At 41.5% G+C, this 22223-nt stretch carries 26 protein-coding genes; 3 read left to right on the top strand and 23 right to left on the bottom strand.

The window, feature by feature from the left end; all coding sequences use genetic code 11:
• Window positions 1-13 precede the first annotated feature (13 nt).
• Entirely contained in the window at window positions 14-1057 is a 1044-nt protein-coding gene (gpr, locus tag AC25Y6_RS04280; protein ID WP_488142149.1) for a GPR endopeptidase, read from the bottom strand.
• A gap of 341 nt (window positions 1058-1398) precedes the next feature.
• Here gpr and rpsT point away from each other — a divergent pair, with 341 nt between their 5' ends.
• Window positions 1399-1650: a 30S ribosomal protein S20 gene (gene rpsT, locus AC25Y6_RS04275; RefSeq protein ID WP_482100789.1), complete on the top strand. Its 252-nt coding sequence runs from the start codon at window positions 1399-1401 to the stop codon at window positions 1648-1650.
• A 198-nt stretch (window positions 1651-1848) separates the two neighbouring features.
• Here the strand turns inward: rpsT and holA are convergent, their stop codons facing one another.
• On the bottom strand, window positions 1849-2865 hold the full coding sequence (gene holA / locus AC25Y6_RS04270) for a DNA polymerase III subunit delta (protein ID WP_482105292.1): 1017 nt from the start codon (window positions 2863-2865) through the stop codon (window positions 1849-1851).
• Window positions 2866-3026: 161 nt separating this feature from the next.
• On the opposite strand from holA, the gene AC25Y6_RS04265 reads away from it, so the two are divergent.
• On the top strand, window positions 3027-3161 hold the full coding sequence (locus AC25Y6_RS04265; RefSeq protein WP_482100791.1) for a YqzM family protein: 135 nt from the start codon (window positions 3027-3029) through the stop codon (window positions 3159-3161).
• Between the two features lie 53 nt (window positions 3162-3214).
• Here the strand turns inward: AC25Y6_RS04265 and AC25Y6_RS04260 are convergent, their stop codons facing one another.
• The 11 genes from AC25Y6_RS04260 to AC25Y6_RS04210 form a co-directional block, all read right to left on the bottom strand.
• Window positions 3215-5392, bottom strand: a complete 2178-nt coding sequence (locus AC25Y6_RS04260) for a DNA internalization-related competence protein ComEC/Rec2 (protein WP_488142148.1) — start codon at window positions 5390-5392, stop codon at window positions 3215-3217.
• 110 nt (window positions 5393-5502) lie between these two features.
• Window positions 5503-6066, bottom strand: a complete 564-nt coding sequence (locus AC25Y6_RS04255; protein ID WP_488142219.1) for a ComE operon protein 2 — start codon at window positions 6064-6066, stop codon at window positions 5503-5505.
• A 57-nt stretch (window positions 6067-6123) separates the two neighbouring features.
• On the bottom strand, window positions 6124-6801 hold the full coding sequence (locus AC25Y6_RS04250; protein ID WP_482100793.1) for a helix-hairpin-helix domain-containing protein: 678 nt from the start codon (window positions 6799-6801) through the stop codon (window positions 6124-6126).
• Window positions 6802-6847: 46 nt separating this feature from the next.
• Window positions 6848-7588: a class I SAM-dependent DNA methyltransferase gene (locus AC25Y6_RS04245; protein WP_488142147.1), complete on the bottom strand. Its 741-nt coding sequence runs from the start codon at window positions 7586-7588 to the stop codon at window positions 6848-6850.
• Window positions 7585-7929 (bottom strand): ribosome silencing factor, encoded by a 345-nt coding sequence (rsfS, locus tag AC25Y6_RS04240; RefSeq protein ID WP_482100795.1) that lies wholly within the window; start codon window positions 7927-7929, stop codon window positions 7585-7587. Before rsfS ends, AC25Y6_RS04245 begins: the two co-directional genes overlap by 4 nt.
• A 4-nt stretch (window positions 7930-7933) precedes the next feature.
• Window positions 7934-8497 (bottom strand): bis(5'-nucleosyl)-tetraphosphatase (symmetrical) YqeK, encoded by a 564-nt coding sequence (gene yqeK / locus AC25Y6_RS04235; protein WP_482100796.1) that lies wholly within the window; start codon window positions 8495-8497, stop codon window positions 7934-7936.
• Window positions 8463-9056, bottom strand: a complete 594-nt coding sequence (locus AC25Y6_RS04230) for a nicotinate-nucleotide adenylyltransferase (RefSeq protein ID WP_488142146.1) — start codon at window positions 9054-9056, stop codon at window positions 8463-8465. Before AC25Y6_RS04230 ends, yqeK begins: the two co-directional genes overlap by 35 nt.
• A 15-nt stretch (window positions 9057-9071) precedes the next feature.
• Complete coding sequence (gene yhbY / locus AC25Y6_RS04225; RefSeq protein ID WP_482100798.1) at window positions 9072-9362, bottom strand: ribosome assembly RNA-binding protein YhbY; 291 nt, start codon at window positions 9360-9362, stop codon at window positions 9072-9074.
• Between the two features lie 2 nt (window positions 9363-9364).
• Window positions 9365-10192: a shikimate dehydrogenase gene (gene aroE / locus AC25Y6_RS04220; protein ID WP_488142145.1), complete on the bottom strand. Its 828-nt coding sequence runs from the start codon at window positions 10190-10192 to the stop codon at window positions 9365-9367.
• Window positions 10193-10205: 13 nt separating this feature from the next.
• Window positions 10206-11306, bottom strand: coding sequence for a ribosome biogenesis GTPase YqeH (gene yqeH, locus AC25Y6_RS04215; RefSeq protein WP_482100800.1), 1101 nt, complete (start codon window positions 11304-11306; stop codon window positions 10206-10208).
• Window positions 11307-11308: 2 nt separating this feature from the next.
• On the bottom strand, window positions 11309-11827 hold the full coding sequence (locus tag AC25Y6_RS04210; RefSeq protein WP_482101009.1) for a YqeG family HAD IIIA-type phosphatase: 519 nt from the start codon (window positions 11825-11827) through the stop codon (window positions 11309-11311).
• Between the two features lie 238 nt (window positions 11828-12065).
• Between AC25Y6_RS04210 and sigK the strand changes: the two genes are divergently transcribed.
• Window positions 12066-12767 carry an RNA polymerase sporulation sigma factor SigK gene (gene sigK / locus AC25Y6_RS04205; RefSeq protein ID WP_482100801.1) on the top strand — a complete coding sequence of 234 codons (702 nt, stop codon included), beginning with the start codon at window positions 12066-12068 and terminating at the stop codon, window positions 12765-12767.
• A gap of 605 nt (window positions 12768-13372) precedes the next feature.
• Here sigK and mtnN read toward each other — a convergent pair.
• The 10 genes from mtnN to alaS all read right to left on the bottom strand — a co-directional run bounded on the left by mtnN (window position 13373) and on the right by alaS (window position 21790).
• Window positions 13373-14065: a 5'-methylthioadenosine/S-adenosylhomocysteine nucleosidase gene (gene mtnN / locus AC25Y6_RS04200; protein WP_488142144.1), complete on the bottom strand. Its 693-nt coding sequence runs from the start codon at window positions 14063-14065 to the stop codon at window positions 13373-13375.
• 31 nt (window positions 14066-14096) lie between these two features.
• Window positions 14097-14792 carry a YrrS family protein gene (locus tag AC25Y6_RS04195; protein ID WP_488142143.1) on the bottom strand — a complete coding sequence of 232 codons (696 nt, stop codon included), beginning with the start codon at window positions 14790-14792 and terminating at the stop codon, window positions 14097-14099.
• A gap of 118 nt (window positions 14793-14910) precedes the next feature.
• On the bottom strand, window positions 14911-15387 hold the full coding sequence (gene greA, locus AC25Y6_RS04190) for a transcription elongation factor GreA (RefSeq protein ID WP_482100804.1): 477 nt from the start codon (window positions 15385-15387) through the stop codon (window positions 14911-14913).
• Window positions 15388-15490: 103 nt separating this feature from the next.
• On the bottom strand, window positions 15491-16129 hold the full coding sequence (gene udk / locus AC25Y6_RS04185) for a uridine kinase (protein ID WP_488142142.1): 639 nt from the start codon (window positions 16127-16129) through the stop codon (window positions 15491-15493).
• Window positions 16130-16192: 63 nt separating this feature from the next.
• Window positions 16193-16828 carry an O-methyltransferase gene (locus AC25Y6_RS04180; RefSeq protein WP_488140044.1) on the bottom strand — a complete coding sequence of 212 codons (636 nt, stop codon included), beginning with the start codon at window positions 16826-16828 and terminating at the stop codon, window positions 16193-16195.
• A gap of 25 nt (window positions 16829-16853) precedes the next feature.
• The gene (gene mltG, locus AC25Y6_RS04175; RefSeq protein ID WP_488142141.1) at window positions 16854-17978 is read right to left on the bottom strand and encodes an endolytic transglycosylase MltG; all 1125 of its coding nucleotides are present in this window, start codon (window positions 17976-17978) and stop codon (window positions 16854-16856) included.
• A 94-nt stretch (window positions 17979-18072) separates the two neighbouring features.
• Window positions 18073-18375, bottom strand: coding sequence for a DUF1292 domain-containing protein (locus AC25Y6_RS04170; protein ID WP_482100808.1), 303 nt, complete (start codon window positions 18373-18375; stop codon window positions 18073-18075).
• Window positions 18376-18385: 10 nt separating this feature from the next.
• Window positions 18386-18805, bottom strand: a complete 420-nt coding sequence (gene ruvX / locus AC25Y6_RS04165) for a Holliday junction resolvase RuvX (protein WP_482100809.1) — start codon at window positions 18803-18805, stop codon at window positions 18386-18388.
• Entirely contained in the window at window positions 18802-19074 is a 273-nt protein-coding gene (locus tag AC25Y6_RS04160; RefSeq protein WP_482100810.1) for an IreB family regulatory phosphoprotein, read from the bottom strand. The genes ruvX and AC25Y6_RS04160 overlap by 4 nt, the downstream gene beginning before the upstream one ends.
• Before the next feature lie 82 nt (window positions 19075-19156).
• Entirely contained in the window at window positions 19157-21790 is a 2634-nt protein-coding gene (gene alaS, locus AC25Y6_RS04155) for an alanine--tRNA ligase (protein ID WP_488142140.1), read from the bottom strand.
• Between the last annotated feature and the right edge of the window lie 433 nt (window positions 21791-22223).

Genomic DNA, 22223 nt, shown 5'->3' with positions numbered 1-22223 from the left:
TTTGGAACAGAGGTCAATGACTGTTTTTTATATTGGCAATCCAGGTCGATAATGAATCTGCAAGAGTTTCTGCATATAAAGAAACCCAAGCGTCAATTTCCTTAGGTGAAACGAACGTACGAAGTTCATGATTCGTCAACACTTCTTCAAATAACTGAATACGATCTTCATGTGGCCATGTTGCCCAATCACCGAAAATCGGAAGCAAATTTGCCCTGTCAGCATCCTTATTTTCACTATGCAACCACGGTGATACAGAAAGGCGTGATGATGGACTGTTTTTTTCTTCGATTTTGGAAGCAATATAACCAAACATTGTATTTATAGCATCCGCTATTAGAACTGGACCATCAACTACTGTTGGGATGCCAATAGCTATGACAGGAATACCTAGCATATCCTGTGATATTTCTTTTCGACTATTACCAACCCCTGAACCCGGATGTATACCCGTATCCGTCAATTGAATCGTACGGCACAATCTCGAGCTATCCCTTGCTGCAAGAGCATCTATTACAATTAGTAAGTCGGGTTTTATTTCATTGGTGACGGCTTTTACAAAATCTGCTGTTTCCAGACCCGTTTGAATTGTCACTCCGGGCGCATATACAAATACCTCACTGCCTTCATCAGAATAATAGTCAGGTACAATTCCCCGTAGCCGATCCATTGTCAGTGGCCCGACCGCATCAGGTGTGATATCGCGATTACCTAGTCCTATTAAGAGTATCTTTCCTGTTTTAAGCGACACTACATCCGCAAGCATTTCATCCAGTTTTTGAATCAGCACCCTGGACATGTCACTAAGTCCTTCCTGATCATCAGCTGTAAGTGCCGGAACTGTCAGTGTAATATATGTTCCTTTTTTCTTTCCAATCTTTTTTTCTCCTTGTGCATCAACGGTTACAGATGTCAAGATGACCCGTCCTAATCTTGATTCACCGAATAGTACACCCTCCGATTCCTTCAACCGGTTTTTTTCACTTGCTGTTCGGTGGCGAACCATTTCCTCACTTTCATCCACAAGATCCGTTCTATAAAAATCGAACTTCTCCATATAATCACCTCACTTTCAAGTTTGTGCGATGTGCCATGAAAGTATTCTTTATTCTCATATTATTTACATTTACCTGGTGGCTCGACTTTTTGCGAGCGACTTGTAAACTTGTCTAGGCTAGACTCTTCTACCTAATCCCTCGAGTCGCTGCAGTCCATAAGGCAAAAGCAAAGAACACCTAGGCTAAAAGCATTTCCGTACTTATCATGGCTGAACAAGTACACAGCACTTTTGTTCTTGCAATCTCGCGCTAAATTTGATAAAATAATGCTTGTTGTGAAAGAGATATCCGAAACTTCGTGGAAACACTCTTGCCTTACCTGAAACTGGAGGTGAATGAAATGCCAAACATTAAATCTGCAATCAAACGCGTAAAACAAAGCAATGCTGCAAACGAGCAAAACTCGAATGTAAAACACGCAATGCGTACTGCTGTACGTAAAGCTGAAACTGCTCTTGACGCTAAAGACGAAAACGCTACTGGCTTACTAAGAGATGCAATCAAGAAAATGGATACAGCTGCACGTAAAGGCCTTATCCATAAAAATACTGCATCACGTCAAAAAGCACGTCTTACTAAAAAAGCACTTTAATTTTCATACTAAAAAAGGCCGCCCGATTTTTGGACGACCTTTTTTTTTGCATTATATATCTTCCAAATTGGATACTTTGCATAAGCACAGTTCAGAAAACAGTCCTGTTAGGAAGGATTGAACTGCATTCTGCTCGGGCATGCGACGCGGCTCCCTTAGACTTCCTACCACTCCACAGACATCTGCACTATTCTTCCGTCATTTCCTTAGAGGTTCCATAAAGAACAATTCCAATATCCGTTCCCTTTTTCCACTTGAGGTTTTCAGTTTGTAGTCGATACCTGCAAGTTTATTCAAAATGACGAGCAATCGTTCCGAACTCGGCAGCCCCCTGTTTTCCATCATTAGTTTTACCCTGTATGGATGAACACTTAACGTTTTTGCAATTTGATGCTGCTGATAGCCCTTTTTTTGTAGCAAGCCAACATGTACCATGAGCCTCACTTGACTAGCAATAAGAGATGTCAACATAATTGGTTCCTCACCATTGCGTAGTAAATCACGATAGATCGCAACAGTATTCGATACTTTTCCAGTGACGTAAGCATCTGTTAAACGGAAGACATCTATTTCTGGCGTACGCGGTACAAGTGACTCAATCACATCTGCTGTGATAGCACCTTCCCCGTTCAAATATGTAGTCATTTTAATGATTTCGGATGACAAGGTCAACAAGTCATCCCCTGCCATTTTCACAAGGAATTCTGCGTCGTCCGGGCTGATTCTGGAACCATTTGTACTTACCTCCTGTTGAATCCAGGTAAAAAGATCTTTTCCCTGCAGTCTTTTTGATTCGATAACAGTGGCATGTTCTTTCATTATTTTCGTAATTCTTTTTCTAGCGTCAAGTTTTTCATACGGTGCTATAAATACAACTGTCGCTGTCGGAGAAGGGTTTGCAAGCCACGTCTCCAGCAGCGTTAAATTATGCGTCACTTTTTCCCGTGTTTTATCTTGCGCTTTTAGAAAAGAGGCATTACCTGCAATGATTAACTTGCGATCTTCCAGGAATGGCAGTGTATCAGCTTCCTCGATAACCACTTCAACTGGCGTCTCGTCTAAATCAAAACGTATGACGGAGCCTTCATCAATATCAGGTAATGCTTTTTTTAGTCGGCTAATTGTTGAGTCGAATAAATGCTGTTCGAGCCCGGTCAATAGATAGACAGGTTCGATTTCTCCTGCGGCTATTTTCTTCCAAATTGCAGTCGCCACATTATTCACCTCTTCCCTTTAAATGCTTTACAATTATACAGTATAGCAAATCATTGGTGAACAAATTGTGTCATATACACTCATTCACATATAAAAAGTTGATAGCTATGGATTTTAACCTTGAAATCATCTATACTATAATGGAATCAGGAGGTGTAGCAATGAATGAGTTTGAGCATGATGTACAGTCCAAACGTAATGATCTAATCGATTCAGGAATCGGCTTCATAGTCGCTTTCGTAGCATTTTCAGCAATTTTTGTTGTTGCTACAATAATCGACTTCATCGCTAGTTAATATGTTTGTATGAAACAGGACACCACATCCTATCCAGGATGCAGTGTCCTGTTTCATTCTGTCATATCTGTGATTTCAAAACGGTCTTTTTTTTGAATGACAGTAATAGACCCAGATTCAGCTGTTGACATCGTTCGCAACCCATGTTTTCTAAATGTCTCAACGACTTCTGGATGGGGGTGTCCATACCTACTGTTCCTACCTGCAGAAAAAATCGTTAACTCAGGTTGCAGCGCATGAACAAACGGTTCCGAACTTGAAGTCTTGCTGCCGTGGTGACCCGCTTTCAAAATGATAGTTCCAAAATTGGAATTACCGTACTTGCGAAGAATTTGTTTTTCCCCCTCTAGTTCCAGATCTCCTGTAAATAAAAAAGAAAGTCCAGCTGTCTTTAGGAATAATACAAGTGAACTTGAATTCCCCTCATACTTTCCCTCTTTTGGTGCTATATAATGAAATGATGATTGTCCTTCATTCCACGAAACGCCTTCCTTCATTGATAGAATTGGAATCCTCTTCTCTTTTGCAATCCACTTTACATCTTTCATAGCTATTTCCATTTCACTTCCTGGTGAAATATGAATTTCCTTAACGCTTACCTCTTCTAAAACTTCATCCGCCCCTTCCACATGATCTGAATCGGCATGAGAAATTATCATTTTATTAATCGTTGTAATACCGCTCCCTTTCAAAAAAGGGACGACGATTTTTCTACCAACTTCAAATTTTTTTACAGGTGTTTTCCAATTCGGTTCTCCAAATGTGATAGTTCCACCTGCATCAATAACATACACGGCCCTCCGATAAGGCATTTCGATAACGATACTATCCCCTTGACCAACATCCAAAAAGGTTACTTTCAAAGAACCATCCATATATGGAACAACATGGATGAACAGTGCAGGTACGATTACCAAAGGCAAAGAGCGAATAGCCTTTGAACCCTCTTCACAACGGATAAAAAACAATAACACGCCCACAAAAGCTATAAAGGCACATAATTCATTTGGTTTTCCAGGTGTCCATAATTGATACGGTAAGGATGCAATCCAACTTGTTATCAAGCCTACTGTTTCTCTGAAAGGCACATATAACATGAATAACACATCAGCTACTTTTGGCGAGAGAAATGTCATGAAGAGAAGAATAATATTTGCCGGTAAAATAATGATTGAATACAAGGGAACGTATGCAAGATTGACGACGAATGATGAAATAGATAGCTCATAAAAGTGTATAAGCAGGACGGGATACAATGACAGTTGACTAATTGAAGTGACAAGGAATGATACACCTAAAGTAGTCTTTGCTTTAGATAGGATACCCGAAGAATAGACAAGTGAACAAGCAGCTAAATAGGACAGTTGAAAACCCGGCTGGAACAGAACGAATGGTTGATAAAGAAGAAAACAAACTGCACTTATCGCAAGAGCATCATCAAGCCTCATCCTTACCCTCCCTGAAGAAGCCAGTAGGACGATAATGGTCACTGATACTGCCCGCCACACAGAAGGTGCCCCACCCGCCATAACTGCGTAAAGAGGCAGCAAGACCATTATCAGTGTGTCTATCGTTTCTCTTCTTATCGATGCCCTGATTAATAATTCCCGTAGCATAAAGGTCAATAAACCTACATGAAGCCCCGAAATTGCAAATAAATGAGTAATACCAAGTATCCTATAATTTGTAGCTAGGTCTTCATCCATCCCACTGCGATCTCCAATCAACAACGCCTCTGCCTCTACTATGAGTGTTTTCGGAAATGTAGCCTCGATATGATTTTTCACTTTCCATCTATGATTGGATAGACTGGTCCTGAAATCCGACTTCTTGACTGCTTGAATCATTGTCTCTGATTCAAATATTGCTGATGCACCATACATTTTCATATATTTCAACATATTAAAAGAATAGTCATGCGATGGAATATCAGGTTCGCGATATGAACCCGACATCGTAAATGTCACTGATGGAATATTCATTTTAAGGAACTGGTTTTTTTCCTGTTCACTTTCAATCGAATAGATGGCGTATATCGTTGCACCTGACGAAGTCTTAGCAAAACCTTTTATTTTAGCACCGTCGACTTTTACATTCTCGGTCCAATTGAAGGAAAGGGTTGCATCACCGGTTTCTTGAATGATGGGGATTGTTGCTGAGATGTAAAAAAAAGAAGAGATAGCGGCCGCAACCGCGAGGATAGGAGTGAGGAAATCTTCTTTTCTGCTCAAGAAGATAGGAAGTAGAAAAAGATTACAAATTAACAGATAAGCCGGACCGTATGCAGCAAAAACTGATACGGCTACCGGAATGGCTATATACATAAAACGAACACGGGAAATCATTTGCCGAATAAGTCATCAACCCTTTGCCTGTAAGGGGTAAGTTCCTCATTTTCAATTCCAAGCAATTGCATCTTCTGAAGTATTTCGTTAAAAAGATCTAATTTATTATCGCTGGAAAAGTCGACTTTCTTTTCATCGAATGAAACATGCTCAACAGTAACTCCTGATTGTTCAAACAACTTTAATGCATATTCGTCATTTTTATAGTCAGTTGCATAAACTACTTGTTTGATACCTGCCTGTATAATTGCTTTGGAACACTGCAGACACGGAAAGTGAGTAACATACAGCGTTGAACCGGCAACAGGTATACCGTACTTCGAACATTGCAATAACGCGTTCATTTCCGCATGGATTGTTCTTACACAGTGATTGCCAACTACATAGCAACCGTGGTCGATACAATGATCGCCACCCGAAATGGAACCGTTATAGCCGCCTGCTATGATGCGGTTATCCCTAACAATTGATGCACCGACAGAAAGTCTGGTACAAGTACTCCGTAACGCTAATAGATGGCACTGGGCTATGAAGAACTGGTCCCACGTTATTCGCTCCATTCGAATGCCTCCAATACTTTTTTCGTTCGGTACAGTCAAGAAGAAATGACCTCCCGATCAATTCACTGTAATTTGTGATTCTAGTTTTTCAAATGTTTTCTGACCAATTCCAGATATGTCCATTAATGCTTCAGGCGATTGAAAAAGTCCATTATCCGTTCGGTACTGGATGATTGCTGCAGCTTTCGACGGACCTATTCCAGGGATAGTCATCAATTCTTTTTCGTCTGCTGTATTAATATTGATTTTCCCGTCACTTTGTTGAGCACTTATCTCGTTAGTTGCTACAACGGGCATCTCAATTAGGTCTTCTCCTTCAATCGGTACATAGATAACATACTCGTCCGCTAGTTTCATGGCATGATTTAACATGCGTGAATCGGCTTTTGGCAAATAACCACCTGCCGCATTGATAGCGTCAATCAGACGATCACCATCTTGCATTGCGTAAACACCCGGGTTCTGGACTGCCCCTTTTACGTCGACAACGACGACAACAGGAGTGATTGGAATAGTCGTTTCCTCTACTTCTACTTTTTCATTATGTTCTTTAGTCAATTCAGGGTATGGGTTTTGATCGCTCATGACAAACTCAGTGTTGTCAGCCTGTCCTTTGGGATAGAACAGAAAAGCGGCTAGTACAGCGATTGCTGCAATGGGGGTAATAATCTTACGCCATTTACCGGATACAAACGAAAGAAACAGAACGTTCACCCTTTCCTCGGCGGCATCCAAATGGAGTTCCTTCAACTATAGTTGAAAGAACTCCATTTGAAAAGGGTTATTTTCGCACTTGGAAAAATATTCGTTCACTTTCTTCATGCGGAGCCTCATCTTCCCAATCAGCAAAAATCCGCTCTATTTGAAAGCCCGTGTCCATCAACATATTTGCGTATTCAGCAACCGGAAATGTACGTTGCATATGGACCTCATCGAAACGTCTAAATAATTCATTATCACCCTTGACGAAGAAGGCCAGTTCCGAATAAACGGAGTGGATGTCTTCCCCTTCTTCTGCTTCCCATATGTATGCAATTCGACCATTATCAAATGTAAATGGGCCTTCCATTAAAATTACGTCTGTTTTAAAGGTGGAATGCACATCAAATATTAGTTTTCCGCCAACTGCAAGAGCCGAATGGATATGCTTGAATGTAGATACCACATCTTCACGGTTTTGCAAATAATTTAACGAATCAATTGCGATAACGGCAATATCAAAATCTGTAAAACCTTTTAGTTGTTGCATTGGCTGTTCGAAAAATTGCATAGATAAAGAAAGAGACCGAGCTCGTTCTTCCGCTACATTTAACATGTCAGCGGAAAGATCGATTCCAGTCACTTGTGCTCCTTGCTTTGCAAGCTTCACAGATAAAAGACCTGTTCCACATCCGATATCCAATACACGTTTTCCGGCAATTCCCCCTGCCGCTACATCGATTAACTCGATGTAGGCATCATAAGGAATTTCGGTCATCAGTTCATCATAGACAGAAGCGAATTCGGAATAAGCACGGTTCATTTTTCTGTAGCCATATCGAGCGTAGGAGCGTCTCCCCACAGCTTTTCAAGGTTGTAATAGCCTCGTTCATCTTTATGGAATACATGGACAACTACATCGCCAAGATCGACGAGAACCCATCTTGCCATATCCATACCTTCAATTCTTCTAGATGCGAATCCTGCTTCAGCAGCTTTGTCAGCAACTTCTTTCGCAATTGCTTGTACTTGGCGCCCTGAATTCGCGTGACAGATGATGAATTGGTCCGCGATTAGCGATACCCCTTCCATATTCAATACTACGATGTCTTCACCTTTTTTATCGTCAATCGCTCTATAAGCTGTTTCTAATAATGTAGTCATAACTTCACTGTTCCCTTCTTATTAACTCATTGTAACAGTCTAACGAGTCCGGATAAACGGGAACTCTTTTATTCACTAGAAATTGCACCGACTGATAGATGCAAGCCTCCATTGTTAGATCAAGATCCTTTTCAGCCATATCTCTTAAATCGTCTACCCCAGAAAAACTGCGTCCAGGTTCAATCATATCTGAAATATAGATGAGTTTCTCAAGCAGGGACATATTTGCCCGACCGGTTGTATGATAACGAATTGCGTTCAAAATGTCCAGGTCTGTAATTCCAAATTCATCCCGGGCTATGATTGCACCGACTGGAGCATGCCACAATTCATGATGAAATGAATACAGTCGAGGATCCCCGTTGTCCATTTCAAGTTTGCCCAGAAGAGCCGATTTGTCCATGAATTTGGCGATGTCATGAAATAGTGCTGCCTGCTCCGCTTTTTGCACTGAAATTTGATATTTTTCAGCCAGTCTTTTCGCTGTCTCTGTTACGCGTAGTACATGTTCAAAACGTTCTTTCGGCATACGGTTAGAGATTTCTTTCTTCAGCTGGGCAACTTCCATACAATTCCTCCTCTCGAATAAACAATTCAACTATAGGTGGAATTAGAAATTGTACGGTCCCGTTTACGGTGAAGCGCTGCCTTATCAAAGTTGAAGATAATTCAATTTGTGGAGTATCCACCATGATGATTGGAAAATCAGTTTCCCCGATAGAACCTGGTCGACCAATACCCACTAAATTGACAATCGTGACGAGTTCTTCAATCCGGTACCATTTCGACAATATATCAATATTATCCCCGCCAATGATAAAATAAAACTCAACATTCGGTTCTTTTTTTGTCAATTGTTCCATGGTATCAAACGTATAGGAAATTCCGCCCCGGTCCACTTCAAAAGCAGATGCGGTTAATCCTTGTAAATCCTTTACTGCAATGTTCACCATTTGTAATCGTTGGTCAGCAGTTGCATCACCTGGAGCCTTTTTATGAGGTGGAATTGCTGTTGGCATTAGCCGAACTTCATCTAGCCCCAGTGCATGTTTCACTTCATTTGCAACGATTAGATGGCCGATGTGAGGCGGATTGAATGTGCCGCCAAGTACGCCAACCTTTTTCATTTGTCTCTTACCTCCTTATGGAAGTTCGATCCGTTTTTTCTCTACAGATTCTTTATATAAAACGATAATTTTTCCGATTTCTTGAACAACTTCAATTCCTGCTTGTTCTTCAAGTTTTGCAGCTATTTCTTTTTTGTCTTGTTCGCAGTTTTGTAAAATCGTTACTTTGATTAATTCTTTTGCTTCAAGCGCTTCTTCAATTTGTGTAATAACCGATGCTGTCAAACCACTTTTACCAATATGGACATGGGGTTGTAAACGATTCGATTCGCTGCGAAGAAAGCTTTTTTGTTTGTTAGTTAACATGATTATCCTCCAAGAGTTGTCGTTATTTTTTCAATCATTAATCCTGTATCGGGTCGTATTTCTGTCCAAGTCTCAAATGCGAGCGCTCCTTGATGGACAAACATACCAACCCCATTTAGCGTATATGCTCCTCTTTTACGGGCTTCTAAAAGAAAATCCGTTTCAAGCGGGTTGTATATAATATCTGCAACAACAGTTCCTTCAGAAACATTGTCCATACTTAAAGGCATACCTTTTTGAGCAAAGTTCATCCCCACGGAAGTTGTTTGTATAATCAAACCGAATTCGGAAAGCGACAATTCTGCCTCTTCAAACGATAATACAGTCGAATCGGAAAGTTCTGTTGCTAATTTCTCGGCCTTTTCAAGCGTTCGATTCACAAAAAAGATAGGACCGTATCCCGCAGAGTCTAGGGCAAAGGCGATACCACGTGCAGCGCCACCCGCTCCAATTACGAGAACTTTTTTGTCCTTGCACTGCATGCCATAAGCTTCTTCCAACGAACGGACAAATCCCTTACCGTCCGTATTGGAGCCTACTAGAGTGCCATCCTCAAGAACGTGAACTGTATTCACTGCATTCATCTGCTCGGCGGATGAATCCAACTGATTTAGGAATGGAATAATAGCGCTTTTATGGGGAACTGTAACGTTCCAACCCGAGCACCCTAAGTTTTTCAAACCCTCCACCGCTTCACGAAGTCTTTCTGTAGTCACGTGGATAGGAATATAGGTCGCATTTATACCATTATCATTAAACCACGTTTCATGCATACTCGGTGACATCGATTGTGCGATTGGATCTCCAATAACCGCATACCACTTTTTCATAGCGAGCTCCCCCTTAGATTAATGAAGGGCGTAGCACGACATCTACCCCACGCGGTGCATGTACAGCGACCACGACATCCGGATGTTGAATTGTAATCCAGCCAAGTCCAGAAATGACAATATCCGTTTTCGCTTTTTTAATCGAAAATTCATGACGGACAAATGGCGGCAGTGTCTCAAGTGATTCCCCGGATGGCGGTGATAGCATCCCGCCGAGGTGCTCTTTGTACAAAGCATCTGCATTTGATAGCTTCGTCCGGTGAATTGTTAATTCATTTGAAACATGAATTGTGAACGAAGAGCGAGCACCGGAAATAAAGTCGAATCGAGACAGACCACCTATGTACAATGTCTGTTCGGCGTTAAGCTGAAATACTTTCGGTTTTAGTTCTTTTTTAGGTGTAATTGCTTTCAAATCATTTGCATCCAAGTGATGCGCAATCTGATGGTTATTTATGATACCAGGTGTATCGTAGATTGCTTTACCATCTTCAAACGGGATTTCTACAAGGTCTAAAGTAGTTCCTGGGAAATGGGATGTCGTAATAACTTCCCCAATACCAGTAGCACCTTTGATGATTCGATTGATAAACGTTGATTTTCCAACGTTTGTACAGCCGACAACGTAGACATCCTTACCACGACGATATTTATCAATTGCCTCGAGTGCTTCTTCCATCCCTTGTCCTTTATGAGCCGAGACAAGCAATACGTCAACAGGTTTTAGCCCAAGTTTTGACGCTTCAGCTTTCATCCAATTGATAAGTCGGTTCGGATTTATTGATTTCGGTAAGATGTCAGCTTTATTACCGATTAATAAAATATCTTTGTCACCTACGAAGCGGTGCAATCCATTAATCCAACTGCCATTGAAATCGAATATGTCAACGATTTTTACGACTAATCCATTTTTTTGTCCAATGCCATTTAAAATGGCTAGGAAATCATCCCCTGATAAAGATACAGGTTGCAATTCATTATAATTGCGCAGCCTGAAACAACGCTTACAGATAACGTCTTCTTTTTCTAAAGAAGCTGGTGGTGTAAAGCCTTCCAATTTCGGGTCTTCCGTTTGGATTGTAATTCCACAACCGATACATTTAATTTCTTCCAAGCTTATTCCTCCCACTTAATCAAGCCACGGCGTTTCAGCCCGGCCATGATCTTTCTTTCAATCTTCCTGTTGAACTTCGTGATAGCTGCGTCTGATGATGCAACCGGGACTACAAGTATCGTATGCAAACCACTTCTATTGCCGCCAAGTATATCTGTCAACAACTGGTCACCAATGACGACCACTTCTTCTTTCCTGAGTTTCATAGTGGAAAGAGCTTTCTGAAATGGTTTTCGAATCGGTTTTCGTGCATCATTTATGAATGCAATGCCTAAGGGTTCACAAAAAGCTTTTACACGCATTTCATTATTATTCGAGACAATTGTCACATTTATTCCGGTTTCTTGCATCGTTTTCATCCACAAAATAATTTCGGGTGTCGCATCCGGTCTGTCCCACGCAACAAGCGTATTATCCAGGTCCGTTATGATCCCTTTGATTCCTCTAGCCTTCAGTGCTTCGGGCAGAATCTGAAAAATGTCTTTAACAAATTCATCTGGCAAAAAATACTTGTACACGATATCCACTCCGATTTGGTACTTTATCTGAAACGATTATAACATAACAACGCGTAAGGCATACATTGATAAGAAAAACGAAAACGGTCTACTTAAAATCTGCGCGAATCTCCGATAGAATCTGGACACGAGATTGGAAGTTAAATCAGGACATACATTATCGCCTGTCCGACTAAAAAAACGGTGATACGGCAAGACCCGACCGCATATGCTGTCATACAACGACACAGGAGGTGGCCCGATGAGCGGGTTTGTCATGGCGATTGTCCAGCTGTGGCTCGAAGTTCCTGCGGTGATCGGTTATATTCGAGGGCAGGCATTCCAGCGGCCCTTATCGAAAGAGGAAGAAGCAGCTTGTCTGCAACGTCTTGCAGAAGGCGACGAGGATGCACGCGACGAATTAATTGAACGCAACATGCGGCTCGTTGCCCACATAGTAAAAAAGTTTCATCCGAAACACGAATTGCTGGATGATTATATCTCAATCGGAACAATTGGACTTATGAAAGCGGTGAACAGTTTCACACCGGACCGAAAAACGAAACTGGCAACCTACGCCGCACGCTGTATTGAAAATGAAATACTCATGTATTTACGAACGCAGAAAAAAGTGCAAAAAGACGTTTCACTTTTCGATCCGATCGGCATGGATAAAGATGGTCAATCATTACAAATTGCTGATTTGCTGCAAACGGATGATGAATCCCCGATTGACGCAGTCGAGCAGAAAGAACGAAAAGAAAGGCTGTATAGACACCTTGGTAAACTGGATGGCCGTGAACTTGAAATCATTCAAAGACGGTACGGTCTTCTCGATGATAAGCCAATGACGCAAAAAGAGATCGCAGAACAACTCGACATTTCAAGGAGTTACGTCTCCCGAATAGAAAAACGCGCAATCGTAAAATTGTACCAGTTATTCAAACACGAATACAACGAATGAAAAGCGGAAGGCGACTGAAAAAAAGAAGGCAGTCAAAGATCGCCGCGTCCTGCGGCAATGACTGCATGACCTACATCCTGTAGGCCTCCGACAGGCATAAGACAGGTCGGCGAAGCGGCGTTCTTTGCCCGCATAGCCGAACCGACTTTCAAGGATCACAGCCTAAGTACGCCGCTTCCAGCGGCAAAGGCTGCGTGACTCACATCCTGTGAGCCTCCGAGGAGCTGGCGCCTAGAGCTAGACAACATGAAAAGCGGAAGGCGCAGCACAGCCCCGAAAAGCGCTGAGGGCTTGATGATAAGGCGCCCTTTGCCTTCTCAGCAAGACTAAAGCGACTCGAGGGGCTTGCGCCTGGAGCTGGCCGACCCGAATAGCACAAGAATTTCCTCATCAATAAAGAAGAGGCGTTTCCATGCGGGAGTGATCCCAGCATTGGAAACGCCTCTTCGATTACAGATCAATCCGCGCTAACCTCACGGGAGATGATGACTGCAATGATTGTTGATACGATAAAAACGCCTGCCATTAAAATCAACATTGTTGAATCCCTCCTTGAAAGAAACATATACAAAATCTTTTCATGTACCTATCTTACCACGTAATGCCTAAAGTTTCGATAGGACTTTTAAAACAATATCCGTTGAATGACGTGCTGCAACAGGGAGGAACTCATCGAAAGTGACTGATGATTCTTTTCCTGCAATATCTGATAGCGCACGAATGACCACAAAAGGAGTACCGAACTGATGGCAAACTTGTGCCACAGCAGAAGCCTCCATTTCAGCGGCAATCATTAGAGGAAACTGTTCCTTCACTTTTCTAACATGCTCTGCATCACTCATGAACGTGTCTCCAGACGCGATAAGTCCGGTTGCGTGTGCATGCTGCCCTAACTCCTCAACGGCAGCCCTAGCAACTTCAACTAGTTTCAAGTCTGCACTGTATGCAGCAGGCTGACCCGGAACTTGTCCAAGTTCATAGCCGAATGCGGTCACATCGACATCGTGGTGACGGACTTCATTTGAAATCACTACGGTTCCTACTTCAAGTGAATCGTGGAATCCGCCAGCTGAGCCCGTGTTAAGTACGACATCCGGTTTAAATTTATTCAGTAAAATAGTTGTTGCAATTGCGGCATTTACTTTTCCAATCCCACTTTTCACTAGAACAACCTGATGATTACCGATTTCACCCTCGCTGAATTCACATCCTGCAATCGTTGTTTCGATCACCGAGGTAATTTCTCCACGTAATAGTTGCACTTCTTCTTCCATTGCACCAATCACTGCTATTTTCATATAATCCCTCCACTAAAAACGATAATTTAAATTAATAATCAAATTCCAATGTCGTTAATTTATCCATTTGCACTGGTTTCCATCCTTGTTCATCTACCCATTCGAGATAGACACGGTATTTCTCTGAACCATCTCTAGAAGAAACGATCCCTATAGATTTCTGAGGACCTCCACCGTTCTTAATCTTTTTGAAAATCATTTCTTTTTCAGATAAACCAGTTGCATATGCAAGGGCTTGTTTTTTTTCATTCCAATCTACTGATTTCCCATCATACATTGATTTATGAACACCAGTTTGTGTTGTACCGATTGGTTCCCAAGCAGTATTAACAACGGTCTCAGCAATGATTTTATCGTCAGACGGACCATAAGTAACCGTCCCCGACTCTTCGCTGCTTTCTTCACTATTTTCTACATCATCACTCACAGTAGATTCTTCCGAGTCCTCAGACTCTGTGTCAGTTGATGAATCAGTTTTATTTGTTTCATCCGTTTTGTCCTTGTCTTCAGCTTTATTATCTCCTTCAGAGAGATTGTCAGTGGTTTCTGTATTAGTGACGTCTTTTTCATCAGCTTGCTTCTCGTTATTATTGCCAAGGAAAATGGTGGAGGCAGTAATACCAATTAACAAAACAACAACCGCAATCAAAATATTTAACGTCCTATTTGTACGTTTGCGTCCTTTTTTACGTTCAATCCTGGAAAATTCAGGCTCCCGTTCAGTCATACGCAAATCAACTCCCATTAAATTTTTAGTTATTCCAATTATGTATTAGACGATTTTCGGGAAAACATGTTCCTTAAGCACGAAAACCGCCCTCATGTAGAAGGCGGCTATCGGCAAATCATTTTATGTCTAATATTGTAACTGTCATTTCTCCACCTGGTGTATTAATTCTAACTTCATCGCCTTTAGAACGTCCAATAAGTCCTTTTGCAATCGGCGAATCGTTTGAAATAAGACCTTCAATCGGATTTGCTTCAGCAGAACCGACAATCGTATAAGTCTCTTCATCTCCGTCTGGCAGTTCTTTAAAAGAAACTGTTGTGCCAAGGCGTACTTCATCAGTATTCAATTCGTCAGCTGTGATGATTACAGCATTGCGAATCATCGACTCCAAAGATGAAATTTTCCCTTCTAGGAAGCCCTGATCCTCTTTTGCCGAATCATACTCAGAGTTCTCTGAGAGATCGCCGTGACTGCGCGCGATTTTTATACGCTCGACAACTTCTTTTCGTTTAACCGATTTTAAAAAGTCAAGTTCTTCTTCAAGCTTTTGTTTACCTGATACTGTCATTGGAAATTTCTTTTCTGTAACCATAAACACACCACTCCCTATATTCCTGTTCATAAAAATACTATGCCACTCCATCGAGTTATATGTGACATAGTCCTAATCTATATAGAATTCTGTCATCATCATATTACAATTCCTTGCCAGATTCAAGAATTGTTTTTATTTTTGTAACCATTAAATCAATTGCGACCTCATTATGACCGCCTTCTGGGATAATTATATCCGCATATCTCTTCGTTGGTTCAATGAATTGGTTATGCATTGGACGCACCACGGACAAATACTGTTCAATTACGGATTCAATCGTTCGTCCTCGGTCATTGATGTCTCGCATAATTCGCCTTATAATACGCAAATCTGCATCTGTGTCGACAAATAGCTTTATATCCATCAAGTCACGAAGCCTCTCGTCCTCAAGGACCAAAATCCCTTCAAGAATGATAACGTCTTTTGGTTCGATTAGGATGGTTTCTTTTGACCTAGTATGTAGTGAATAATCATACACAGGTTTCTCAATGAATTTTCGGTCCAATAGTGTTTTCACATGGTCGATCAATAGATCCGTGTCAAATGCCAACGGATGATCATAATTTGTTTCTAGCCGTTCTTCAAATTGCAGATGGGACTGATCTTTATAATAATAGTCCTGCTCTATGACGACGACAGAGTTCTCCTTAAAGACTTCGTAAATTGAATTGGTGACGCTCGTTTTTCCCGATCCCGAGCCACCTGCAATGCCAATGACGACAGGTTTTCTTGATTTCATTTCAAACTCCCTTTACACATTAGAATATCCTAAAAATATGGATAGACCTAGACTAATTTTCTATTACTTTTTTACCGCAATCAAAAGTCCGTCTCCAACAGGAAGCAAAGACGTTTCGAATTCCGGATTGCCCATAATCCATTTTGTAAATTCTTTTAAGTTGCGTATCATCGTTCGATTTCGCTTAGGTATATCTTTATCGTCGTGCAGCACCATACCATGCATGAACATATTATCGCAATAAATAACTCCACCTGGTGCTACTACGGGTGCATATTTTTCAAAGAATCGTTTATATTGACCTTTAGCTGCATCGATGAAAAGTGCATCGTATTCTTGATGGAAGATATCCGTACTTTCTGTCAGGAGAGCGTCTGCTTCAATAATAGCAATCCGCTCCGAATAACCGCTCCTGGAAATATAATCAACTGCTTGCATAAAGCGTACGTTGTCTCGTTCGATTGTAACAATGGACACTTTAGGTAATGCAGCTGCAATACGAATTGCAGAATAACCGATAGCACTTCCGATTTCAAGGATTCGATCCGGTTTTTGAATTCTCAACAGACTGATGAACATGTCAATACCGTCACTATCCATAATTGGCACATAATTTTCGTCAGCGAATTGTTCAATTTCAGAGATGAAAGACTCTTTTTCCTTCGCGAAACTCGCGATATAAGATTTATAAATATCCATTCCACTCATCTCCTGTTCAAGACCATCATTTATCTGATAAATATTCATCTCGGTTTTTCAAGTGCTGGTCGTAGGAATCCGTAAAGTGGTTAACACCTTTTTTATCAGCCAAGAAATAGATGTAGTCTGTTTCCGCTGGTTCAATGACCGCTACGATAGAGGATGTACCCGCTCCTGCTATCGGACCTGGCGGCAATCCTTTGTACACATAGGTATTATAAGGATCGTCTTTTTCCAAGTCGACGTATAGAACTCGATCCTTGTGTTCTCCAAGCGCGTAAAGTACAGTAGGATCCGTTTGCAAGAGCATATCATCATCCAAGCGATTGTAAAACACACTTGCAATAATCTCCCTGTCTGATTTCACAGTTGCTTCTCTTTCCAGTAAGGAAGCAAATGTTAAAAGCCAGTGTACAGACTTATCTTCAGTTTGAAGGTAATCCAGATAGGGTGTTACATTCAAAGCAGTCGCCTGTACCATCGTATCAACAATTTTTGCAACAGATGGGTTTTCTTCATAAAAAGGATAAGTCGCTGGGAACAAATAACCTTCTAGCGGATATTTAATATTTTCCGCTAGAATCTCTTCTGTTAGAATGTTCGAATACTTCCCTATCAACATATCAATCGTTGCTTCATCGCTTACATAATCCATAAATTCTTTTTCAGAAATACCAGTTTGCTTATCGACAATTTTCGCAATTTGTTTCAAAGTCAAACCTTCCGGAACCGTCATTGTAAAAATAGGTTCTCGATATACTTTTCCTGTTTTGAGACTTTCAATTATTTCGTCTAGTGTCATAGCTTTAGTTAAGCCATAAGTACCCGCCTGAAACTGAGTGTTGTTATTAAACTTAACGTAGTATTTAAACAGACGCGCATCCTTAACAATTCCTGAAGTTTCGAGCTTAGTTGCAATGAAATCGACACCAGATCCGATTGGAATTTCAACTTCAATCACTTCTTCAGAGTCCGGGTCGACAGGTTGAAGACCTTCTGTTATGTATTTATATGCAAAGCGGCCACCTATAAGGCCGATTAGCAATAAAACCAGTACTATTATCAGTACAATCCTTCTAACTATTTTCACTTCTTTTTTCTTTTCACGCATTCGCTCGAACATGATATCTTTTTTAGATCCATTATCCATGCGGAATCCACCTCTTTCGTTCGAAAACCTCTAATGTTTTCAATGAAAAAACGGCACGGCCTGCACCGCACCGTCCCGTCCGTGCCTATCTGATTTACTCTTCTTCTTCGTTTTCTTCCTCTTCTGCAAGGAATGTGTTCAACATTTCTTCGATCATTTCCCACTCAGCATCGTCTTCAATTGGCATTAGTTCGCCATCTTCGTTATCCTCTGAAGGTACAAATGCGGATGCATGAATTTCGATTTCTTCGTCTTCATCTTCTGGCTCTTCACCAAGTACATGATAAAGTACATATGATTTACCAAATTCCTCTGAATCAAATGTGAAAATAACCTCACATACGTGTTCTACGCCATTTTCATCTACAATCGTCATTGTTTCTTGTCCGTGTTCCATTACGATCACCTCATCTATTTTTTAAATCAAGATACCCTTGAAGTATCATGATCGCTGCCATCTTATCAATAACAGACTTTCTTTTTTTACGACTGACATCCGCATCAATCAGCACTCTTTCCGCGGCCATCGTTGTAAGCCTTTCATCCCATAGTGTTACAGGAAAGCCGAATGTTTCTTTCAGTAGTTCCGCGTAGTCTTGAGATGCTTTCCCTCTCGGTCCAACTGTATTGTTCATGTTTTTTGGAAAACCTACTACAAACCCGCTGACTTCGTACTCATTTACTAGTTGTTGGATTCTATCCATGCCAAACTGGCCAGCACCTTCATCGACCTTTACTGTTTCAATGCCTTGGGCTGTCCACCCAAGTGCATCACTGATCGCAATGCCAACCGTTTTGGATCCAACATCCAATCCCATTGTTCTCACTCCGCTTTGCCCCCGTTTTCACGAACGTAAAACTTCACAAGTTCTTCCAGTATTTCGTCACGTTCCAACTTTCGAATCAGATTACGAGCATCTTCATGACGAGGTATATAGGCAGGATCGCCCGATAGAAGATAACCGACAATCTGGTTTATGGGATTGTACCCTTTTTCGTCAAGTGCCTTGTGCACATGAAGCATGACCTGTTTCACTTCCTGCTCCATCGACTCTTCAGGGAAGTTGAATTTCATCGTCTTGTCGTATGATTCCATAATAGACACCCCGCTTTCAGATCATCCGTTTTACGAATCGGATATCATTCCGTTTCTTATTATAACCGAATTACCGCTCCAGTTAAACAGATTTGACATAATCATACACGGATTGAAGGGCATCATCAAGTTTTGACACATCTTTTGCCCCCGCCATAGCCATATCCGGGCGACCGCCACCTTTTCCGCCGCATTGGTTCGCTACGTGATTGACGATTTTACCCGCATGATAGTTCCCGGATTTTAAATCTTCAGTCACACCTGACACAAGCATCACTTTTCCGTCTACTGCGGCACCAAGAACAATTACCCCTTTTGATAGCTTCTGTTTCAATTCATCCATCATCTGACGAAGACCGTTGTTGTCTTTCACATCCACACGTGCAGAGATTACCGTAACATCATCAATTTGCTGTGCCGATGTCATGACGTCCGCCAATTGACTATTGCCAAGTTTTGCAGATAACGAGTCATTTTCACGCTGAAGTTCTTTCATGTCGGATTGTAACGAGCCTACCTTTGTCACAATATCTCTCGTATTTGATTTTAAAAGGCTTGCTGCATTGACGAGCAATTCCTCTTCTTCTTTGAATGACCGATAAGCCTCTTGACCAGTAACTGCTTCAATTCGACGTGTACCCGCTCCGATACCGCTCTCGGAAACAATTTTAAACAACCCAATGACAGAAGTTGAGGCAACATGACAACCACCGCAGAGTTCTAATGAGTAGTCACCCACAGAAACGACGCGAACAACATTTCCGTATTTCTCTCCGAAAAGTGCCATTGCACCAAGTTTTTTCGCCTCGTCAATTGGTCTTTCGGCAATTTCAACAGCAATGTCTTCCCATATTTTCTCATTGACAATTAGTTCAATCTTCTCAAGTTCTTCTTTCGACACTTGGCCAAAATGTGAAAAATCGAAACGCAGACGATCAGGTCCTACGTATGAACCTGCCTGATTAACGTGCATACCTAGTACTTCTTTCAATGCTTTGTGGAGAAGATGTGTTGCTGTATGATTTTTGACAGTAAGTTTTCTTGCTGCTTGATTTACTTCAGCTACGACCTTTGTATTATTACTCAATTCACCGGAACGAATAATAGCAGTATGCAAGTTTTGACCGTTCGGTGCTTTTTGTACATTTTTAATATCTGCAATGAAGGATTCGCTACTAAGAATTCCTTTGTCCGCAATTTGCCCTCCGCTTTCTGCATAGAACGGCGTGGAATCTAAGATGAACTGAACTTCGTCACCTTCGGATGCGCTGTCTACTTGTACACCCTCTTGTAAAAGAGTGACAACTGTCGATTCACTTTGCAGTTGAACGTATCCAACAAATTCACTAGGCACATTAATTTCACCAAGCACACCCGACTGGACACTCATCGAGTCAACGTCTTGACGCGCTGCTCGGGCACGCTTACGCTGACTATCCATCTCCAAATCGAATCCAGCTCGATCAACCGTGACACCCGCCTCTTCAGCAAGTTCTTCTGTCAATTCGAACGGGAAGCCATATGTGTCATAAAGACGGAATGCATCTGTACCTGCAACGATCGTCGAACCTGCTAATTTCACGTTTTCAATTACGCCAGAAAGAATAGCCATTCCATCCGATAAAGTTTCATGGAAACGTTCTTCTTCGTTTTTAATAACTTTCATAATGAAATCTTTCTTAAAGGTAACTTCAGGATAGAAGTCTTCCATGATTTCACCTACGACTGGAACTAATTCAAACATGAAAGACTTGTTTACACCTAGCTGTTTCCCAAAACGAACCGCCCTACGCAGCAGCCTTCTAAGTACGTAACCACGTCCTTCATTGGACGGGAGTGCTCCATCGCCGATTGCGAAAGCGACTGTACGAATATGGTCCGCAATCACTTTGAATGCGATATCTTTTTGTTCATCTTCACGGTATGTCTCTCCGGAAACCTTTTCAATCGCATTCATTATCGGCATAAAGAGATCCGTGTCAAAGTTTGTCGGAACTTCTTGGATAACGGATACCAGACGCTCAAGTCCCATTCCTGTATCAATATTTTTTTTCGGAAGCGGCGTATACGAATTATCCGGATTATGATTAAATTCTGAGAAAACCAGGTTCCAGATTTCTAAGTAGCGTTCATTTTCCCCTCCTGGATACAATTCAGGATCTGAGAAGTCATCTCCGTAAGAAGCCCCACGATCGTAGAATATTTCCGAGTTCGGTCCACTTGGGCCTTCTCCGATATCCCAGAAGTTCCCTTCAAGACGAATAATACGATCTTCAGGAAGACCAATTTTATCACGCCAAATCGCATAAGCTTCTTCATCTTCCGGGTGAATTGTAATAGACAGTAACTCAGGATCAAAACCAATCCATTTATCATCCGTCAAAAACTCCCAAGCGCGTACAATTGCCTCTTCTTTAAAGTAATCGCCTATCGAGAAGTTCCCAAGCATTTCGAAAAATGTATGATGGCGAGCTGTTTTCCCTACGTTTTCAATATCGTTTGTTCGAATTGATTTCTGTGCATTGACGATGCGCGGATTCGTCGGAACAACCCGCCCATCAAAGTATTTTTTTAATGTTGCCACACCGCTGTTTATCCACAGCAACGAAGCATCATCGATTGGGACAAGTGGAGCGGACGGTTCTACACTGTGGCCATTCTCCTTAAAATACTCTAAAAACAAGTTGCGTATTTCGGATGAAGACATCTTTTTCATAATTGTTTCCTCCTAGTTAATTAAATATGTGTAGTTATGTAGTGTAAGCCTCTTGCTGTAACTTTGAGAACCTTACTGCAAAATGCTAAAGGAAAAGTAGCCATATTGCGCGACATCCTGCTGCAAAGATGCGGGACAAAGTTCAATCTCTCTCCGCTGCTCATCGACATTCTTTGAGCACAAAAAAATCCCCGCCCCTAAACAAAGGGACGAAGATGTTAGTCTCGCGGTACCACCCTAATTACCGAAACAAATATATCCGGCATCTCTGGTTGCCTTAACGCGGCGGACGGCAGGGATGAGCTGCACTCAAGAGTAGCTTTTCGACATTCTTACTTGAGCACCCTTTCAGCCAAGGGGCACTTTTCTGATCAAGCAGACATGTTTACTTTCTCCGTCAACGTGTTTCATATCAAATATTATTACCATTTAA

The sequence above is a fragment of the Sporosarcina sp. Y1004 genome (assembly GCF_057669665.1).
This window is presented reverse-complemented; position numbering and strand designations above follow the sequence as displayed.

Bases quoted from the DNA above. Each gene is read 5' to 3' on its own strand.
- AC25Y6_RS04245 (WP_488142147.1), bottom strand. From the start codon at position 7,588: ATGAACCGTGCTTATTCCGAATTCGCTTCTGTCTATGATGAACTGATG.
- yqeK (WP_482100796.1), bottom strand. From the start codon at position 8,497: ATGGAAGTTGCCCAGCTGAAGAAAGAAATCTCTAACCGTATGCCGAAA.
- aroE (WP_488142145.1), bottom strand. From the start codon at position 10,192: ATGAAAAAGTGGTATGCGGTTATTGGAGATCCAATCGCACAATCGATG.
- mltG (WP_488142141.1), bottom strand. From the start codon at position 17,978: ATGGATAATGGATCTAAAAAAGATATCATGTTCGAGCGAATGCGTGAA.
- AC25Y6_RS04255 (WP_488142219.1), bottom strand. From the start codon at position 6,066: ATGGAGCGAATAACGTGGGACCAGTTCTTCATAGCCCAGTGCCATCTA.
- rpsT (WP_482100789.1), top strand. From the start codon at position 1,399: ATGCCAAACATTAAATCTGCAATCAAACGCGTAAAACAAAGCAATGCT.
- yhbY (WP_482100798.1), bottom strand. From the start codon at position 9,362: ATGTTAACTAACAAACAAAAAAGCTTTCTTCGCAGCGAATCGAATCGT.
- udk (WP_488142142.1), bottom strand. From the start codon at position 16,129: ATGAAATCAAGAAAACCTGTCGTCATTGGCATTGCAGGTGGCTCGGGA.
- AC25Y6_RS04265 (WP_482100791.1), top strand. From the start codon at position 3,027: ATGAATGAGTTTGAGCATGATGTACAGTCCAAACGTAATGATCTAATC.
- mtnN (WP_488142144.1), bottom strand. From the start codon at position 14,065: ATGAAAATAGCAGTGATTGGTGCAATGGAAGAAGAAGTGCAACTATTA.
- sigK (WP_482100801.1), top strand. From the start codon at position 12,066: ATGAGCGGGTTTGTCATGGCGATTGTCCAGCTGTGGCTCGAAGTTCCT.
- gpr (WP_488142149.1), bottom strand. From the start codon at position 1,057: ATGGAGAAGTTCGATTTTTATAGAACGGATCTTGTGGATGAAAGTGAG.
- AC25Y6_RS04180 (WP_488140044.1), bottom strand. From the start codon at position 16,828: ATGGATATTTATAAATCTTATATCGCGAGTTTCGCGAAGGAAAAAGAG.
- AC25Y6_RS04230 (WP_488142146.1), bottom strand. From the start codon at position 9,056: ATGAAAAAGGTTGGCGTACTTGGCGGCACATTCAATCCGCCTCACATC.
- alaS (WP_488142140.1), bottom strand. From the start codon at position 21,790: ATGAAAAAGATGTCTTCATCCGAAATACGCAACTTGTTTTTAGAGTAT.
- AC25Y6_RS04160 (WP_482100810.1), bottom strand. From the start codon at position 19,074: ATGGAATCATACGACAAGACGATGAAATTCAACTTCCCTGAAGAGTCG.
- AC25Y6_RS04195 (WP_488142143.1), bottom strand. From the start codon at position 14,792: ATGACTGAACGGGAGCCTGAATTTTCCAGGATTGAACGTAAAAAAGGA.
- greA (WP_482100804.1), bottom strand. From the start codon at position 15,387: ATGGTTACAGAAAAGAAATTTCCAATGACAGTATCAGGTAAACAAAAG.
- AC25Y6_RS04170 (WP_482100808.1), bottom strand. From the start codon at position 18,375: ATGGAACACGGACAAGAAACAATGACGATTGTAGATGAAAATGGCGTA.
- rsfS (WP_482100795.1), bottom strand. From the start codon at position 7,929: ATGACTACATTATTAGAAACAGCTTATAGAGCGATTGACGATAAAAAA.